This is a genomic window from Methylophaga thalassica (assembly GCF_030159795.1).
Classification (GTDB): Bacteria; Pseudomonadota; Gammaproteobacteria; order Nitrosococcales; family Methylophagaceae; genus Methylophaga; species Methylophaga thalassica.
Genome location: NZ_BSND01000013.1, coordinates 434,794 through 452,396 on the forward strand (window position 1 = coordinate 434,794; position 17,603 = coordinate 452,396).

The following is a 17,603-nucleotide window of genomic DNA, read 5'->3' on the forward strand; positions in this document are numbered from 1 at the left end:
GATGGCTTATGAGTCTAATATTGCCCGGTCAGCAGTTGACTTTCACGGCCTGAACCAACTACGCGAACAAGCGGTAAAAGAGGTGGATAGTCAGCAAACGTTGAAGCAGGTTGCCGGTCAGTTTGAGTCACTATTTATCAATATGATGCTGAAGTCGATGCGTCAGGCAAGTCTAGGTGACGGGGTATTTGACTCATCCCAAAGCAAAATGTATCAGGATATGGCTGACCAACAACTGGCTTCTGATTTGTCTATGCGTGGTGGGCTCGGACTACAGCAAGCAATTATCCAACAGTTGGGGAGTTATCAGCTCCAGTCAGCTCAGCCAGCCAAAACGGGCCAGAGCTATAGTTACGACACAGTAACGATAAGACCTGCTCTTGCTAAAAAAGTAAACGAGCTGATGTTAAAGCAGATACGTGATATTCACGCTGAAAACATCGACACAGATTCGACAACAGAATTGAAAGATATTGGTGCCGTAGTCTTTGACTCACCTCAAGATTTTGTAAAAACACTCTGGCCTTATGCACAACAGGCTGCAGATAAAATTGGTGTTGCACCTGAGGTAATTTTATCTCAAGCCGCTTTAGAAACAGGCTGGGGCAAGTATGTTCTCAAAGATAAGGCTGGAGAAACAAGTTTCAATCTGTTCAATATCAAGGCTGGTAAAAGTTGGACTGGTGATAGTGTCAGTAAAGTGGCACTCGAATATCGTGATGGTAAGGCTTATAACGAAGCGTCTCAGTTCCGCTCTTATGAGTCATATCAGGATAGTTTCAATGACTATATTGAGTTTCTGCAAACTCAGCCTCGCTACCGTGATGCATTAAAACACACGGGTAATGCTGATGCCTTTGTTGAACAATTGCAAAAAGCCGGCTTTGCAACCGACCCTAATTATTCCGACAAAATTAAACGTATTATGAATAGTGACATTCTGGCACGAATTTCGCTGGAGTCAAACCATGCATAATCACGCTGACGAGTTAAGGAGCATGCCATGAGTCTGCTAGGGATTGGGACATCGGCATTATTAACGGCCCAAGGTAATTTATCGACGACCAGTCATAACATTAGTAATGTTAATACTGAGGGTTACACACGCCAGCGTGCTGACCAAGCGACACGTACACCTGATTATAAAGGGGATATCTATTTTGGTACGGGTGTTCAGATAACGTCCGTCGAACGTGTATATGACACTTTTCTCGCGAGTCAGGTCAGAACTTATACAGCACAGGAAGCCGCCCAGAGAAGCTATCTCAGTTATTCTCAACAGGTGGATGATCTGCTCGGCTCAGAAGACTTGGGCTTGAGTACAGGTATCAGTCAATTCTTCAATGCGGTGAATGAGGTAGCAAACGATCCGACATCGATTGCTGCCAGACAATTAATGCTGACTCGTGGTGAGTTGCTAGCGAATCGTTTTAATACCATGGATTCGCAGCTGACTCAGCTGGATGAGCAAGTGGATTACGATATTACTGTTGCTGTAGATGACATCAATAATTTATCGAAAAGTATTGCCGAGCTAAATGCTGCGATCACTGCTGCTAGTGGTGCTGGTGGTACGCCAAACGATCTGATGGATAAGCGTGACAAACTGATTACGGATCTTTCAGAGATCGTCTCAGTGAACGTGATCGAACAGTCGAATGGTACAACAAATATTTTGATTGGTAATGGGCAAGCCTTAGTCGCTGGTACGAAAAGTATGACTCTGACTACGGTGACCGATACCTCCACGACCCCACCAAGATTAGGCATTGGCTATGGCGATAGCAGTACTAATATCACTAGTCAGTTATCAGGTGGCACCTTAGGCGGGGCTTTGGAGTTTCGTGACACGATTATCGATGATGTCAGAGCTGAACTTGATGTGTTGGCTCAAGCGGTGGTGGAAGGTTTTAATGCTGTCCATAACAATACAACCAATATTGCCAATGGTGGGCAGGGATCGGTTGATTTAGATGGTAATGATGGCGGAGACTTCTTTGACCCGGCAAATATTACCGCCGCCACTATTTCAGTGGCAATAAGCGATCCTCGTGCCATTGCCGCCTCATCAAAGTTTGATGCGGCAACAGGCACCGTGAATATTTCTGGCTCAGGTAATAATGAAAACGCATTAGCTTTGGCTAACCTGGAGACAGATAAAACATTAGTAACTATCGCGCCTGGGGTGACTCGTTCGCTATCAGAAGGGTATGCCGTGTTGGTTTCAGATGTGGCCACACGTACACAGCAAGCGGAAGCCAGTCAGGAAACACAACTTGCGTTGTTACAACAAACAGAACAGCGCTTTGATGCGGTTGGTGGGGTTAATCTGGATGAAGAAGCCGCACAGCTCATCAAATTTCAGCAAGCCTATCAGGCGGCTTCTCAGATTATTATCGTGTCCAACACGATTTTTGATTCGCTGATTAATGCTGTTTAGGAGATTATCATGAGAATTTCGACATCCTATATTCAACAGCAAAGTGTGGACACGATGCTTGCCCAGCAGAAACAGCTGGCCGATACGCAGTTACAAGTCTCCACCGGCCAGCGAATTCTAAGGCCTTCTGATGACCCGGTAGCCGCGGTAAAGTCACTCAATTACGAGCGTGAAGTCAGCATTAATGAGCAGTATCAGGCGAATGCGGATGTGGCGAACAATAAGCTCAATGCGGCTGAAAATGCCTTAACCAGTGCGACGGATATTGTTCAACGGATTCGCGAACTCGCAGTTCAGGCGCTGAACGATACCAATGATGCTAATGCCAGAACAGGTATTGCGGAAGAAATTGATGAGTTGAATAAATCGTTGGTCAGTCTGGCGAACACGACCGATGCTAACGGCGAGTTTTTATTTTCTGGTTATCAATCTTTCACACAAGCATTCGATACCACAACATTTGCCTATGGTGGCGATAGCGGTCAACGCAGTATGCGTGTAGGAAGTGATTACTCAGTCGAAGCAACTTTTCCCGGAGATGAGCTATTTGTTATCACTAATGCTGATAGTTCAACACAAGCTATTTTTCAGACGATCGATGAATTTTCAACCGCGCTAAAAGCTAATACTATCGGTACAGCACCTAATAATGGTGAATTCTTAGATAATATGTCGACAGCCATTGATTCATTAACTACAGCAAGAACCGCTGTTGGTGCTCGAATCAATTCTATTGACCAGCAACGCAGCATTAATGAAGACAGTCTGACCAGCCTTGAAACGAGTCTGACTAAATTAAAAGACTTGGATTATGCGGAAGCGATTTCACGTTTAAACTCGCAAACGACAGGCTTGCAAGCGGCTCAACAAGCCTATGTCAAAGTGCAAGGGCTGTCCCTGTTTAACTTTTTATGAAACACTGACATAACTCTAACTATTATCAGTTATAAAATATGAAGGCAGTGATTCTGGCTGGTGGCTTAGGTACTCGTATTAGCGAAGAGTCTATAAATAAGCCAAAACCAATGATAGAAATAGGTGGAAAGCCTATTCTCTGGCATATTATGAAAATCTATTCACATCATGGTGTGAATGATTTTATTATCTGTTGCGGTTACAAGGGCTATTTGATTAAAGAGTATTTTGCGAATTACTTTTTGCATATGTCGGACGTCACCTTTGATATGCAAAATAATAAAATGCATGTACATGAAGCCCATGCTGAACCCTGGAAAGTGACGTTGGTCGACACCGGTGATGATAGTATGACAGGTGGTCGTATCCGTCGGGTTGCTGACTATGTAAAAGATGAAGACGCCTTCTGTCTGACTTATGGTGATGGAGTTGGCAACATTGATATTACGGCGAGCATACAGTTCCATCAACAACATGGAAACTTGGCTACAGTCACAGCAGCCTATCCTCAAGCAAAATTTGGTGCATTGGATATACATGATGATCGGGTAGTGAACTTTCAGGAAAAACCGAAAGGTGACAATGGGATGGTCAGTGGTGGTTTTTTTGTGTTATCGCCCAAAGTGATTGATTACATTAGTGATGATCGAACTAGTTGGGAGGGGCGTCCACTGGAAAAATTGGTCGCAGAGCAACAGCTACGTGTTTTTCGCCACGAAGGCTTCTGGCAACCCATGGATACGCTTCGTGATAAGCAACACCTTGAACAACTCTGGCAGTCAGGTCAGGCACCATGGAAAGTCTGGTGATTGATCCCTCTTTCTGGCAAGGAAAATCTGTTCTGGTTACCGGGCATACTGGGTTTAAAGGAAGTTGGCTCAGTCTATGGTTAAATGAACTGGGGGCTAACGTCACGGGTTATGCTTTAGCTCCGGCGACAAATCCTTCCATGTATGACTCACTTGCTCTAGATGACGAGTTGGATTCGATAGTTGCCGATATCAGTGATCTGGCTACTTTATCTGTGACCATCAAGACATTACAGCCAGACATTGTCTTTCATCTGGCTGCACAATCATTGGTTAAACCTTCCTATGATGATCCCGTAAATACCTATCAGACGAATGTGATGGGCACAGTTAATGTGCTGGACGCAGTACGACATTGTCCTTCTGTGAAAGCTGTGGTGATCGTCACCTCTGATAAATGTTACGAAAATTATGAGTGGTCATGGCCTTATCGTGAAAACGACCGACTGGGTGGGCATGATCCATACAGTAATAGTAAAGGCTGTGCAGAGCTGGTCACGGATTCATACCGTAAATCCTTTTTTGCCGATAATAAAACGGCCATTGCAACGGCACGTGCAGGTAATGTCATTGGCGGTGGTGACTGGTCTGACTATCGATTATTGCCAGATTTGATTAAGGCAAAACAAAACACACAGCCATTAGAAATCCGGCATCCCGCCGCGATTCGTCCTTGGCAACATGTTTTAGAGCCATTATCAGGGTATCTGCAATTGGCACAGCAGTTGTGTGAAAGCGGCGTCGATGTGGCAGAAGCCTGGAACTTTGGTCCGGTACAGGAAGATATTAAACCGGTCCATTATCTTGTTGAACAAGCACAGAAAAAGTGGTCCAGCTTTGAATGGTATAGTCCGTCACAGAATGAACATCATGAAGCCAATATACTCATGCTGGATTGTTCTAAAGCACGACAAAAACTGGGATGGCAACCTGTCTGGCGAATCGATGACGCTTTATCAAAAACGTTTGACTGGTATGATGCCTTTTATTCCGGAAAAGAGATGCGTGAATTCAGTTTGCAACAGATTCAGCAATTTGTTCAGGCAGCCAATCCTCAGTTATTCAAAGCATGAATCCATTACATACACCTCACACTGAATCCTCATCGATCGCCTTAACTAGTGGCGATATTTGTGTCGTTAATAAAACGGGAATGTCACCGACGTTATGTGTTGTGGTGGCTATAGAAAATGCCATTATTGAATGTTATGAAATACTGGCATTCAACGATGATGTCTCAGACCTTGATATATTTGTTTTTGACGATGACAGTGTTAATGGTTCAGCGCAATATGTGGACTTACGCTTTCCACTATTTGCCGGTTCACTTGATGTGGCTAGCTATCAGGGCAAAATTTCAACATTAAATCTCGAAAGACTTTTGCGGGCTTTGGTGCAACGCCAGGTAAAACGTTACAGTCAAACGAAATTTCTGCACAAAGACTTTCTGCCTGGAAGCAGTACTGTTCCAGTGTCTGGCAAGGTTATGGATTCTGATGATATCGAGCATCTGGTTGATGCCTCATTGGATGGCTGGCTGACTACCGGTCGGTTTAATGCCCAGTTTGAAAAAGCGCTTGCTGAATTTATTGGTGTCAAACATGTGCTGACAGTGAACTCAGGTTCATCAGCCAACTTGTTGGCATTAACTGCACTGACTTCACCTAAGTTAGGTGATAAAGCATTACAAAAAGGCGATGAAGTGATTACTGTGGCGGCAGGTTTCCCGACTACGGTGAATCCCATTTTACAAAATGGTTTAGTGCCTGTTTTTGTTGATATTACTCTGCCTTCCTACAATATCGATGTCAGTCAGCTTGAGGCAGCGTTATCAGATAAAACACGAGCCATTATGATGGCGCACACCTTAGGCAATACTTTCAATATTGATGCCGTTGTAGCTTTTGCTCGCGAACATAATCTGTGGTTAATCGAAGATTGTTGCGATGCTTTAGGTACCACCTATTCACCAGATACTGAACTGACTGATTATCGTGGACAAGCAATTGCGTTAGATGAGCCTCGTCATGTAGGCACCTTTGGTGATATTGCGACGTTGAGTTTTTATCCGGCTCATCATATAACGATGGGAGAAGGTGGTGCGGTCTATACCAATAATGGCCAACTGAAATTGATTCTGGAGTCATTTCGTGACTGGGGCAGAGACTGTTTTTGTGAGCCGGGCCAGGACAATACCTGCAAAAAGCGCTTTAGCTATCAACTAGGGCAGTTGCCTTGTGGTTATGACCATAAATATACCTATTCTCACCTTGGTTATAACTTAAAAATCACTGATATGCAGGCGGCTGTGGGTTTGTCACAGTTAGCTAAAGTCACCGGGTTTATTGAAAAAAGAAAAGCCAACTTCCAACGTCTTTACGCAGGCTTATCTTCGCTACAGGATTATTTGCTACTGCCTGAAGCAGAGAACAATGCTGATCCGTCGTGGTTTGGTTTCGCTATTACCTTAAAGCAGAGTAATCGAGCTGACTTTATTCAGTATCTTGAACAACATAAGATCGCCAATCGATTAGTATTTGGCGGTAATCTCATCAAACAGCCCTATTTCGAACAACAAAGCTATCGAATTGTCGGAGAATTAATGGTGACCGACCAGGTAATGAATGATTCATTATGGCTCGGCGTTTTTCCTGGATTGTCTGATGAGATGATTGATTACATGATTGATACCATCCAATCTTATTTCAAAGTGTGAGCAATGACTGACAAAACATCCATGTATCAAAAGTTATTCGTGCTGGAAATGGCCAACAATCACCAAGGTGATATAGCCCATGGCAAACAAGTCATTCAGCAGATGAAACAAGTGTGTGATGGTTTCCCTTTCCAGTTTGCCTTTAAACTGCAGTACCGTAACCTGAAAACCTTTATTCATCCCGATTATCGCGATAGACAAGACATTAAATATGTTAAACGGTTTCGTGATACGGAACTGGATGAAACCCAGTTACTAGAACTAAAACAAGCGATTGATGATGCGGGTTTTATTTCCATGTGTACGCCTTTTGATGAAGACTCTGTCAACTGGATTGAACAGCATGGTTTTGACATATTAAAGATCGCGTCCTGCTCTCTGACAGACTGGCCGCTATTAGAGCGTATTGCCCAGTCATCATTGCCATTGGTGATGTCGACTGCAGGTGCCACGATGGAAGAGATTGAAAATGTCGTGCAGTTTTTCCTGCATCGCCATAAACAATTAGCGGTGATGCATTGTGTTGGTGAATATCCAACGCCACGACAAAATTTACAATTAGGTCAAATTGCCTTATTAAAACAACGTTTCCCTGAGGTGGCTGTAGGTTACTCAACTCATGAAGATCCTAATGAAACCGAAGCGGTCAAAATGGCGGTGGCGATGGGGGCACAATTGTTCGAAAAGCATGTTGGGGTAGGTGAACTCAATGCTTACTCGGCGAACCCTGAACAAGTTAGACAATGGTTACTCTCAGCTCAAGAAGCCTATGCCATGCTTGGCCTTGAGGGGGAACGTGTTGCCGTCACCGAGACAGAATTAAACACCCTCAATTCACTACGACGTGCTGTATTTGCCAAAAAGGATCTCGCTGCCGGGAAAGCCTTACAAACAGAAGATTTTTATCTAGCGATTCCAAGCCAACCTGGTCAACTATTAGCCAATGATTTATCTAAGTACAAACAGTTTGAGTTAAAAACAGCTGTTAAAGCTAATGAGCCGTTGTTATTGGAAAAGCTTGAAATCACCGATACACGTGACATGGTTTCCGCTTCATTATCTAAAGTATGTGCTTTATTACGTGGAGCCGGCATTGCCATTGCTGACGGTGTGAACTGTCAGCTATCACATCATTATGGCATTGAAAAATTTGAAGAAACGGGCGCGACTATTATTGATGTGGTCAATCGTGAGTATTGTAAAAAGATTTTGGTATTACTGCCTGGACAAAATCATCCGGTGCATGCCCATCACAAAAAAGAAGAAACCTTTAATGTGCTGGCGGGTGAAATGCAGCTGCAACTAGGTGATGAATTAAAAACGATTAAAGCGGGTGAGATGGTAACTGTTGAACGCGGAGTTAAACATGCTTTCAGTAGTGAAACCGGGGCGATATTTGAAGAATTGTCGACGACACACTTTACCGATGATTCTTATTACGATGATAAAACCATTAACCAAAACAGTCGCCGCAAAACTAATCTGATCTTTCGTGCTGACTGGCTAACTACGGAGTGGGCATGAGCCAACAACGCGTTGCTGATTATATTTTTGCCCGAGTTGCCGAATTAGGCGTTAAAGAGGTTTTTTTATTGCCCGGTGGTGGGGCCATGCATTTGGTGGACGCGCTCGGACAAAATCCTGATATTAACTTTATACCGGCTCACCACGAACAAGCCGCAGCGATAGCGGCTGAAGCCTACTCTCGTGTGAATGAAACACTCGGCGTGGCGCTTGTCACAACGGGACCAGGTGCGACCAATGCTTTAACTGCCGTAGCGGGTGCCTGGATTGAGTCTGTGCCGTTGTTGATAATCTCAGGTCAGGTGAAGCGGGCCGATATGAAAGCTGATAGCGGCGTGCGTCAAATGGGGCCTCAGGAAGTCGACATCGTATCGATGGTTAAGCCCGTTACTAAATACGCAGTAACGGTTGATGAGCCTGATAACATTGGCCTTTATCTTGATAAGGCTTTACATGAGGCGATGACAGGACGAAAAGGCCCTGTCTGGCTGGATGTGCCATTAGATGTGCAAGCCAGTTTAATTGAGCCAGAAAAGCTAGCTCGGGATGAATCGAATACTGATTCCGAATCAGACTGTTCACTTGAGCTGGATGAAGTTATCCAACTCATTCAGCAGGCACAGCGTCCTATTATTCTAGCAGGACACGGTATCCGTCTGTCAGGTGCCGCCGACGTATTCAAACAGCTCTACGAAAAAACCGGTATTCCGGTATTAACCACCTGGAATTCACTGGATCTGATTCCTTATGAACATCCATTATGTGCCGGCCGTCCAGGTTCCGTGGCACTCAGACCGGCAAACTTTGCCGCCCAGAATTGTGATTTGCTAATTAGTATTGGTGCCCGTCTGGATAATGTGGTCACCGCCCACAATCCGCAAAATTTTGCTCAATATGCCGACAAAGTGATTGTCGATATTGATGCGTCTGAATTAAAAAAACATCAGTTGCCAAAAGCAAGATTGATTCAGGGCAATGCCAAAACTTTTATTGAACAACTTAATACTGAACTGCCTGAGCTTAAAACTGACTATTCGGATTGGATTAATAAAATAGCCGATTGGAAACAACGCTATCCACGCTGTGATGGTGAAATATTTCCAGAGCAAGGTGAAATTAGTCATTATCATTTCATCGATCGTTTATCTGCTTTTACTAAAGCCAATGAGCTGATTATTACCGGTAGCTCAGGGCTGGCGGTGGAAGTCTTCTACTCTACCTTTGTGAATAAACCCGGCCAACGAATTTTTCTTACCTCTGGTTTAGGTTCGATGGGCTATGGTTTGCCCGCTGCTATTGGTGGTTGTCTCGCGTCAGGCAGAAAGCCCGTTGTCTCGGTAGAAGGTGACGGAAGCTTGCAGCTCAATCTGCAAGAATTAAGTACCTTGAAGTCACTTAACCTGCCTATTCGAATGTTTGTGATGAACAATAATGGTTATGCCTCCATTCGAAATACTCAGCGCAATTATTTTGACGCTCGATATGTTGCTACAGGACAAGAAGCGGGCTTATTGATTCCGGATTTAGTCAAACTCGCGGAAGCGATTGGCCTTGATGCTATTCGTATTGAGGATGCCAGTGAACTCGATGAAAAAATCCAATATGTATTGAATCATCCAGGCCCGATTCTTTGTGATGTCACGATTATCAAAGACGAAGCTTTATGGCCAAAAGTATCAGCTATTCCCCAGCCAAATGGCTCGATGATATCGATGCCACTGGAAGATATGTCGCCGTTACTGTCTTTGGAAATGCTGGAGCAAGAAATGCGAGTACCATTGTCGGAAGCTTCCAGACAGGTGGATAGAGAGCATGACTGAATCGCGCGTTGATAAAGTGCAGCCGGATGACCAATGTCCCTGCTGTAAACAAACAGCTTTAACATCCTGTGATGTTTTTTATCGCTGCAGCCATTGCCAGCATATTTGGCAAAAACAAACCACTGAGCATATTGTTAATTATGCCCAGTTATCACGCCGAAATCAGGAGCAATCGTCTGACTTTAAAAGAAAACTCAGTGGCCGTCTGCTCACATTGAGCAATTTGCTGTTCGATGATTGCAAAGTGCTAGAAGTTGGTTGCGCTGAAGGAGGGCTCGGCGCCAGCATAAAGAGGCAATATACGCTTCAGTATGAAGCTGTGGAACCTTCCCAGGATGCTAAAGTTGCACAGCAACGATTGGACAAGGTCTATCGTGACATTAGTGATATTGAGCAGGCGCATCAATACGATTTGGTTCTTGCTTTTCATGTTCTTGAACACATTGATGCCGTGTCGTCAGCAATAATTGCCTGGAAAACGCTGCTTAAACCCAATGGAAAACTGCTGGTGGAGGTGCCGAATGCGTCCGGTAATCCATTATTAGCTATCGATCGGCATCCAGAACACCTTCATCAATTCAGCGTGGGATCACTAGTCATTCTAATGACCCGGCTGGGTATGGCGATAACCACTGTTTCAACAGGACATTTCGAGTCGTCGCTTTATCGAGATAGTATTCGTTTGCTAGCCTGCCCATGTGTTACTGAAGAACAGAGACAGGTCACACTTCGGCATCGATGTCAGCAGCTTTTCCCTCAGCCGGTATTGATATATGGCATCGGTGGTGATTTTGTTAATTGTGTTCATCCTCTCATGAGATTTATTCCCGTAGCCGGGCTTCGCGATGGAGCCGGCCTGAGGCAAGGTAGTGTTATTGATGGTCATACCGTGCAAGAGTTCAATCCTGAGGAAGATAGGATCTATCCCATTTTGATTGCCTCTCTTCATTTTGAGGACGAAATTCTGCAGGATTTGATATCAATGGGCGTCGACAGGGGATGCATTGTGACTTTGAGTGAGTTCTATGGCGAGGACTAGACATCCACAGATCGAAGACGATTTGATCTGGATCGCAAGTCAGTCTTTATCATGGACGGAATTCAAGGACAGGCATTTGCTGATTACCGGTGCGACTGGATTCATTGGCGGTTATTTGCTGGAATTATTCAGTTTTCTGAATGAGAAAGAACCTGAAAATAATATTCAAATTACTGCTCTGGTTCGAGACCCTGAGCGATTTTCTGAGCGTTTCCCTCACCTCAGAGGTAGAGCCGACATCGATTTGTTAGTCGGCGATCTAACAGAGAGTAAAGCTTTAAGATATGAAAATTCAGTTGACTACATTATTCACTGTGCTAGTGAAGCTAGCCCTCATCTTTATCTGAAACAGCCTGCTGACACTATTAGTACCAATACTCTGGGTACTTTGTTGTTACTGGAAATAGCCCGCAGCCATCGGGCACGATTTTTATATCTCAGTAGTGGTGCGATATACGGTCAGAGTGAACAAGAAGTATTTAGTGAGCAGGATTACGGCATCGTTGATCCTCTTGATGAGCGGGCTTGTTATAGTGAGGGGAAAAGAGCCGGTGAGGCGATTTGCATGGCTTATCATCGTCAGTATGACCTAGATATCCGCATAGCCCGTGTTTCCCATACTTATGGTCCCGGTCTTGAACTTAATGATGGCAGGGTGTTTACTGACTTCATGGCTGATGCGTTGGCTGGAAGAGATATATGTGTAAAAGGCTCCCCCAGTGATGCCAGGCCTTTCTGTTATATCAGCGATATGGTAGAGGGGTTATTGCGTATTTTATTGAGTGGTGATTCGGGAGAAGCCTATAACATTGGCGCTGACAGCCAAATAACAATTGCTGAGCTGGCACAATTATTGTGTGAGATTAGCACGCATCCGATCAGCGTGCGATTACCGGTACAGGCTATATCCAATCCGGCATTACGCAGTTCGGGGTATTTCAATATCGAGAAAATAAAAGGTCTGGGTTGGGAATGCATCACCTCGCCCAAGATGGGTTTTGCAAAAATGTACCGGTACTATTCAACATTATGAAAGCAAGCACACAGGCGGACACGGCATTTTTTCTGCATCTCCCCAAAACGGGTGGTAGTACGATCCGCACCTTAATCAATGCCAACTATGACAGTCTGGAGTTATTGAGTCTGTATGGCTCGCAGCCGGAAATTTTTAATCAGTGCATGGCAACAACAAGGCTGCAACGGCAACAGCTCAAGTTGATACAGGGGCATATGCCCTACGGTGTGCATGATTATCTGGGCCTGTCTGGTCAACGCTATTTCTTTTTCTTGCGTGAACCGGTGGCAAGGACTTTGTCAGATATCGAACACAGTAGGCGACACCCGTCACATGGTTTTCACCATATTCTATCTGCCCCTGAGCTGGATCTGGCAGGCCGAATCGAGAAAGCAAAAAGCTTGTGTTATTACCATAACAATATGACGCACTTTCTCAGTGGCACGTTTTTCACCCGCGATGTCACGTTGACCGATTTCCATCTGGCATTGAGTCGGGTCCGTCAAAGTGAGTTCATCGGTATTACTGAGCAAAGTGAGTTGTCTTTATTATTAATGGCCAAACGCTTGGGCTGGAAGGAAGTGATTCCAGTTAAATGTAATGTGTCACCATCAGAGACTTCTAATATGGTTGAGGATAACAGGGCCAGCTGTCGATCGATGCTGGATTATGACATCCAGCTCTATCACGCCGCCCTTGAGCGTTTTGAGCAGGAAGTATCGGCGCAGGGACAGTTATTAATTGAAGCAGCACAGCAGATGACCGAGTTGTTGCAGCGTCAGGAAGCTGATTACCCTGAAATAAAGTATTCGACTTATATGGTAGGGCAGCCTCTGGCTATCGAATTAAATCAGTATCATCAGCAGATCGCCAGTGACGATCCCTTGGGACGTTGGCTGCAGATAGAGCAGGTAAATGAATGAGTTCTCGTCGCTGCGCCGTATGTCATGCTGATAATAAACAGCATTTACACCGTCAGTTTTTTATCTCGCCGGGAATGGATGAATCACTGCATTATGATGTGGTTGAGTGTCGGCAATGCGGGTTTATCTTTGCCGATTCTTTGCCAGCAGAGGACAGCCTGAATGCCTACTATGTCGCTTCAGGCCATCACCTCCATGTTGAGCTGCCCCCGGGGATCAGAAAGATTCATACCGGCATGTACCAGTTTGTCAGGCAGCATCAGGCACTAGACAGCGAATCTCGGGTGTTGGATATCGGCAGCTCGATGGGGCATTTTCTCAATTATTTCAAACAGGACGGTATCACCCGCCTGACCGGCATTGAACCTAGTCTGGAAGCCGCCAGCCTGGCGCGTGAGTATTATGACATCGAGGTGCTTACGACGCCTTTTGCTGATTATCAGACGGCAAGCAGTTTTGATTTAATCAGTCTTTGTGGTGTGCTGGAGCACCTGCTTACGCCGGATCAGGCGCTAGCCAAAATTTGTGACCTCCTGTCTGAAAAGGGTGGGGTCTTTATTGCTGTCCCTGATGCTGACACTTTTGGCGGTATCGTGTCAGATGAGCCTTTCCTTGAGTTTGCACTTGAGCATATTAACTTTTTTGGTCGTCAGAGCCTGGAAGAGCTGTTTCAGTTAAACGGCTTTGAGGTGTTTAGCTGTGAAAGCATTTATAACGATTTTTATAACAATAACTACATCTATCTGATGGCCAGAAAAGCGGGGCCTGAGCAGCCAGTGAGCCCTCCGGCCAGAACCAGCGTAACCTATGATAGCGTAAGCCAGTATATCGCCCAGTCAACAGCACGACTGGGCGATATTGATAAGTTGTTTGAGAGTCTGATTGCCAGCCATGAAAAGCTGATTGTATGGGGAGCGGGTTCTCTGACACGGCGTTTATGCGCCACAACGCGGCTTGCGGAGCTGGACATACTTGGTTTTATAGATAAGAACACAGATCTGCAGGGCAAACATTTACTCGGTAAGACTATCAATGCACCGGCATGGCTGGTGGATAAAACCGACAACACCGTCTTTATTGCCAGTACCACCTATGCCGATGAAATCCGCGATGAACTAATCAGGCTATATCAATGGCACGGTGATATTCTCACGGTGAGAAGCTCGACACCATGAGCGATAAAAAAACGGATCAAATTCCCCTCACGGTCGCTCTGCTAACTTATAACCGCTGCGGTAGTTATCTCAAAAAAGCAGTCGAAGCCATCCTTGCTCAGAGCTATCGCGAATTCGAGTTTTTGGTTCTGGATAACGCCAGTCCGGATGATACGGCTCAGTACATCCTGTCACTGGATGACACAAGGATCAGATACGTGCGTAATGCGCCCGGTTCCTCGGTCGAGTTTAATTACATGTCGGCTTACCACCTGGCCAGAGGGCATCGAATTATTGTGACCCATGATGATGACATCATGGAGCGGGACATGCTCGAGACCCAGATGCAGTTTATGGACACGCATCCGGAAGTCATTCTTGCCTGGACCGGAGTGACGTTGATTGATGGGGACGATAAAGTTATCGGAGCCAATCATCATACCCTTGCGGATAGCCGGGTTTTTCAGCCAGGCGAGTATTTGCTCAACTTTTTGTACTCCAGACTCTGGCCGGTGCCCAGCACAATCATTCTGGACCGCCGCTACAGTCTCACCTGGCAGATAGGGCTGCATTATTTCAATACCAAAACAGTCAAAAAAAGCCGTCGTGGCAAACAGGTTGAAGGGGCTGAGGATGCCTTGTTTCCGGCCAGAGCCAATGTGAAGCATGCGGTGGCATTTATCGCCAAACCGCTGATGCGCTATCGCCTGCACCTGCATCAGGGTACCAATAACGTTAACCTCTCCACGCCTTCCATTTACTTGTATAAAGCGATGAAAAGGCTGGCCCGAAAGAGCCCGCTGGCGCAACAATACGATGCGCTGTTTGACAGTTATGTCGATCGCTTCCGGCTGCAACAGAAGATGACGGGGCTCGAGCGTTATCCCTTACATCCGGCAACAAGACAGTCACTTCGAAAACAGGCCCGCAGCTGGTCGCGGCAGATTAGCGACTGTGCTGAGGCGTTTTATCCCATTCTGCCTCTATTCATCCTGCATCAACTGATAAGCGATGATGTTGATGATCTGTCGCCGGTGTCATCGCAGCATTGTCCCAGCCCTGATAAGTCATTTACCAACGCAACACAGGCCTTTTATGCCTGGTACCGGAAACGGGTCGGTGGCGGCAGTGCTGCTGATGGGCTTGATGCCACCAAAAAGGTCGCTATTCTGGGAAGTGCGCTGGTCGCCGCCTTGCTCATTATTGACTTGAAAAGGGCCGGCATTGAGGTCGTGGCCTGCCTGGAGTCCAATGTCTCACGTCAGGGGGGAACATTACTGGGCGTACCGATTATTCCAATCCACGATTTGTCACAGCCCGACTCACCGATCCAGCAGGTGGTGTTGAGCTCTGAAAAAAATCAGGAAGCACAACTGACACAGTTAATTCATAAGTTGGCCTTTAAGCCGCCTGTCATTGTGTCATGGAAACAACTGGTGTTTGCGGAGGAGTAAAGTAATGAATAAGCTGACTTCATTCCAGACTGTGGCTTATCAGGCCCTTAGTCATTCATCCGGCACTTCGCACTATTTCAATGATACCGAGTTCTTTGATGAATTCTTTGCACTGGTGCTTGGCCCTGAGCAGGCGGTGGTGGATGTCGGCTTCAATATCGGTATTCAGGCGGAACTATACCTTCAACATACCAAGGGGCCGATTCTGGGGTTTGAGGCTTCAGCGGCGATCTATGAATTTGCCAGGTCCAAGTTTGCTGATGAGCCTCAAGTTGAGCTATACAACTACGCCGTTTCGAATCAAGAGGGCACTGCCGATTTTATAGAAACAGCAATCTGGGGTGCCGGCAGCCTGAAATATACCCGGGGCATGGCTCATTGCGGTGTTGGTGAGGATTATGTGGTCAAGACGGTCGATTTGGTGCGGCTGGATGAGATGCTGGCAGATCGTGACAATATCGGGCTGATCAAGCTGGATATTGAAGGGGCAGAGTTACTGGCACTTGATGGTGCCAGAGCGCTGCTCGCAAGAAACCGGCCTTATATCTTGATGGAATATTGTCATAATGCGCTCAGTTTCGAGCTCAATGGACAGGCGATTACAGCTGACACGCTGTATGACTTTGCCCGTGATATCGGCTACACGGTCTATAACATTTATGGCATTTGTCTCAGTAATAAAGCTGTCTGGAACACCTCAATACTCAAAGACACTGCAGATGTCTTTTTGATACCGGATGAGAAACATGATCATTGGACGACACAGTTGCTCCCAGTTTATCAGTACCGTATTTTCGACAAAATGTTGGCGGTCATCGAGAACGGATTGCCGTCACATCATCTCTGGCTGACCGCGCTGCCTTCACGGCTTTATGAGATTATCAACCATTCATGCGAGTCGGCGGCAAAACAACGTTTGCAACAGACATCCACTGAGCTCAAGCAGACACTGTCATCGCGTGATGAGATTTTCCACATCCAGAAGCTAAGCCGTCGTGCCGGTGTTTTACTGGCTTTGTTATTTGACGGTGCAATTGAGTCGGCCTATCAGCTGGGGGCGATGAAAAGTCTCACCGAAAAGCAACTGGATGAATTTGAGCAGCTGTTGAGTTAAGACTTTTTATCATTATAGGAATAGACACGTTTTGAATATCATTTTCGATCTTGATGGTACGCTGATTGATTCCTCACCGGCCATACTGGCAGCGTTAGAAATGGCGCTGGAAAAAAATAAGATAAAACCTAAATTGCCGATGACCCATAAACTCATCGGTCCTCCGTTAAACCAGTTATTACCAATATTGACTGGGCTTACGGATGAAAAAAAGCTGGCCAGTATCGCTGCTTCATTCAAAGCGGTTTACGATCATGACAGTTACCGCTCAAGCAGTGTTTATGATGGGATAGATGAGCTAATTCACGACTTGTACCATGACCAGCGGCAGCTTTTTATCGCGACCAACAAACGCGAAGTCCCGACCCGTAAGATCACTGAATATTTAGGTTGGCAGCAGATGATGACCGGTGTTTATTCGCTAGATAGCTTTATCGGTTTGGCGTCAAAAAAAGAACTGTTAGCAGAGATAATGTACAAATATAAACTTGATCCAAAACACACCGTCTATGTTGGCGATACCGATTCTGATTATCAGGCTGCTGTGGCTAATGATTTACACTATATTATGGTGCAATGGGGATATGGACAGTGTGATGATGCCAAGGTACCTCGTGCAAATAATGCGCAGCAGTTGGCCGTTCTGCTTAACCAGCCTTAATTCAATCATGGAGCGTCGT

15 protein-coding genes are annotated in these 17,603 nt (G+C 45.6%); all 15 read left to right on the plus strand.

The genetic code is table 11. The features are described 5' to 3' along the window. Position 1 precedes the first annotated feature (1 nt). Genes flgJ through QQL60_RS14980 form a run of 15 tightly spaced genes read left to right on the plus strand, consistent with a single transcriptional unit; the run spans position 2 to position 17,584 of the window. Positions 2 to 976, plus strand: coding sequence for a flagellar assembly peptidoglycan hydrolase FlgJ (gene flgJ, locus QQL60_RS14910; protein WP_284723740.1), 975 nt, complete (start codon positions 2 to 4; stop codon positions 974 to 976). Positions 977 to 1,003: 27 nt separating this feature from the next. Next, positions 1,004 to 2,440: a flagellar hook-associated protein FlgK gene (flgK, locus tag QQL60_RS14915; RefSeq protein WP_007144595.1), complete on the plus strand. Its 1,437-nt coding sequence runs from the start codon at positions 1,004 to 1,006 to the stop codon at positions 2,438 to 2,440. A 9-nt stretch (positions 2,441 to 2,449) separates the two neighbouring features. Then, on the plus strand, positions 2,450 to 3,355 hold the full coding sequence (gene flgL / locus QQL60_RS14920; RefSeq protein WP_007144596.1) for a flagellar hook-associated protein FlgL: 906 nt from the start codon (positions 2,450 to 2,452) through the stop codon (positions 3,353 to 3,355). Between the two features lie 38 nt (positions 3,356 to 3,393). Further along, positions 3,394 to 4,164 (plus strand): glucose-1-phosphate cytidylyltransferase, encoded by a 771-nt coding sequence (rfbF, locus tag QQL60_RS14925; RefSeq protein WP_007144597.1) that lies wholly within the window; start codon positions 3,394 to 3,396, stop codon positions 4,162 to 4,164. Beyond that, on the plus strand, positions 4,149 to 5,237 hold the full coding sequence (gene rfbG / locus QQL60_RS14930; protein WP_007144598.1) for a CDP-glucose 4,6-dehydratase: 1,089 nt from the start codon (positions 4,149 to 4,151) through the stop codon (positions 5,235 to 5,237). Before rfbF ends, rfbG begins: the two co-directional genes overlap by 16 nt. Next, positions 5,234 to 6,880: a lipopolysaccharide biosynthesis protein RfbH gene (gene rfbH, locus QQL60_RS14935; protein ID WP_284723741.1), complete on the plus strand. Its 1,647-nt coding sequence runs from the start codon at positions 5,234 to 5,236 to the stop codon at positions 6,878 to 6,880. Before rfbG ends, rfbH begins: the two co-directional genes overlap by 4 nt. A gap of 3 nt (positions 6,881 to 6,883) precedes the next feature. After that, the gene (locus QQL60_RS14940; RefSeq protein ID WP_284723742.1) at positions 6,884 to 8,404 is read left to right on the plus strand and encodes an N-acetylneuraminate synthase family protein; all 1,521 of its coding nucleotides are present in this window, start codon (positions 6,884 to 6,886) and stop codon (positions 8,402 to 8,404) included. Then, positions 8,401 to 10,224: a thiamine pyrophosphate-binding protein gene (locus QQL60_RS14945; RefSeq protein ID WP_284723743.1), complete on the plus strand. Its 1,824-nt coding sequence runs from the start codon at positions 8,401 to 8,403 to the stop codon at positions 10,222 to 10,224. Before QQL60_RS14940 ends, QQL60_RS14945 begins: the two co-directional genes overlap by 4 nt. After that, the gene (locus tag QQL60_RS14950) at positions 10,217 to 11,263 is read left to right on the plus strand and encodes a class I SAM-dependent methyltransferase (protein WP_284723744.1); all 1,047 of its coding nucleotides are present in this window, start codon (positions 10,217 to 10,219) and stop codon (positions 11,261 to 11,263) included. The genes QQL60_RS14945 and QQL60_RS14950 overlap by 8 nt, the downstream gene beginning before the upstream one ends. After that, positions 11,250 to 12,296: an NAD-dependent epimerase/dehydratase family protein gene (locus tag QQL60_RS14955; protein WP_284723745.1), complete on the plus strand. Its 1,047-nt coding sequence runs from the start codon at positions 11,250 to 11,252 to the stop codon at positions 12,294 to 12,296. Before QQL60_RS14950 ends, QQL60_RS14955 begins: the two co-directional genes overlap by 14 nt. Then, complete coding sequence (locus QQL60_RS14960) at positions 12,293 to 13,201, plus strand: hypothetical protein (RefSeq protein WP_284723746.1); 909 nt, start codon at positions 12,293 to 12,295, stop codon at positions 13,199 to 13,201. Before QQL60_RS14955 ends, QQL60_RS14960 begins: the two co-directional genes overlap by 4 nt. Continuing rightward, positions 13,198 to 14,376 carry a methyltransferase domain-containing protein gene (locus QQL60_RS14965; RefSeq protein WP_284723747.1) on the plus strand — a complete coding sequence of 393 codons (1,179 nt, stop codon included), beginning with the start codon at positions 13,198 to 13,200 and terminating at the stop codon, positions 14,374 to 14,376. The genes QQL60_RS14960 and QQL60_RS14965 overlap by 4 nt, the downstream gene beginning before the upstream one ends. Further along, the gene (locus QQL60_RS14970) at positions 14,373 to 15,809 is read left to right on the plus strand and encodes a glycosyltransferase family 2 protein (RefSeq protein WP_284723748.1); all 1,437 of its coding nucleotides are present in this window, start codon (positions 14,373 to 14,375) and stop codon (positions 15,807 to 15,809) included. Before QQL60_RS14965 ends, QQL60_RS14970 begins: the two co-directional genes overlap by 4 nt. Positions 15,810 to 15,813: 4 nt before the next feature. Then, positions 15,814 to 16,923, plus strand: a complete 1,110-nt coding sequence (locus QQL60_RS14975; RefSeq protein WP_284723749.1) for an FkbM family methyltransferase — start codon at positions 15,814 to 15,816, stop codon at positions 16,921 to 16,923. A 31-nt stretch (positions 16,924 to 16,954) separates the two neighbouring features. After that, a complete protein-coding gene (locus QQL60_RS14980; RefSeq protein WP_284723750.1) occupies positions 16,955 to 17,584 on the plus strand; it encodes an HAD family hydrolase in 630 nt (209 codons plus the stop codon). Positions 17,585 to 17,603 lie beyond the last annotated feature (19 nt).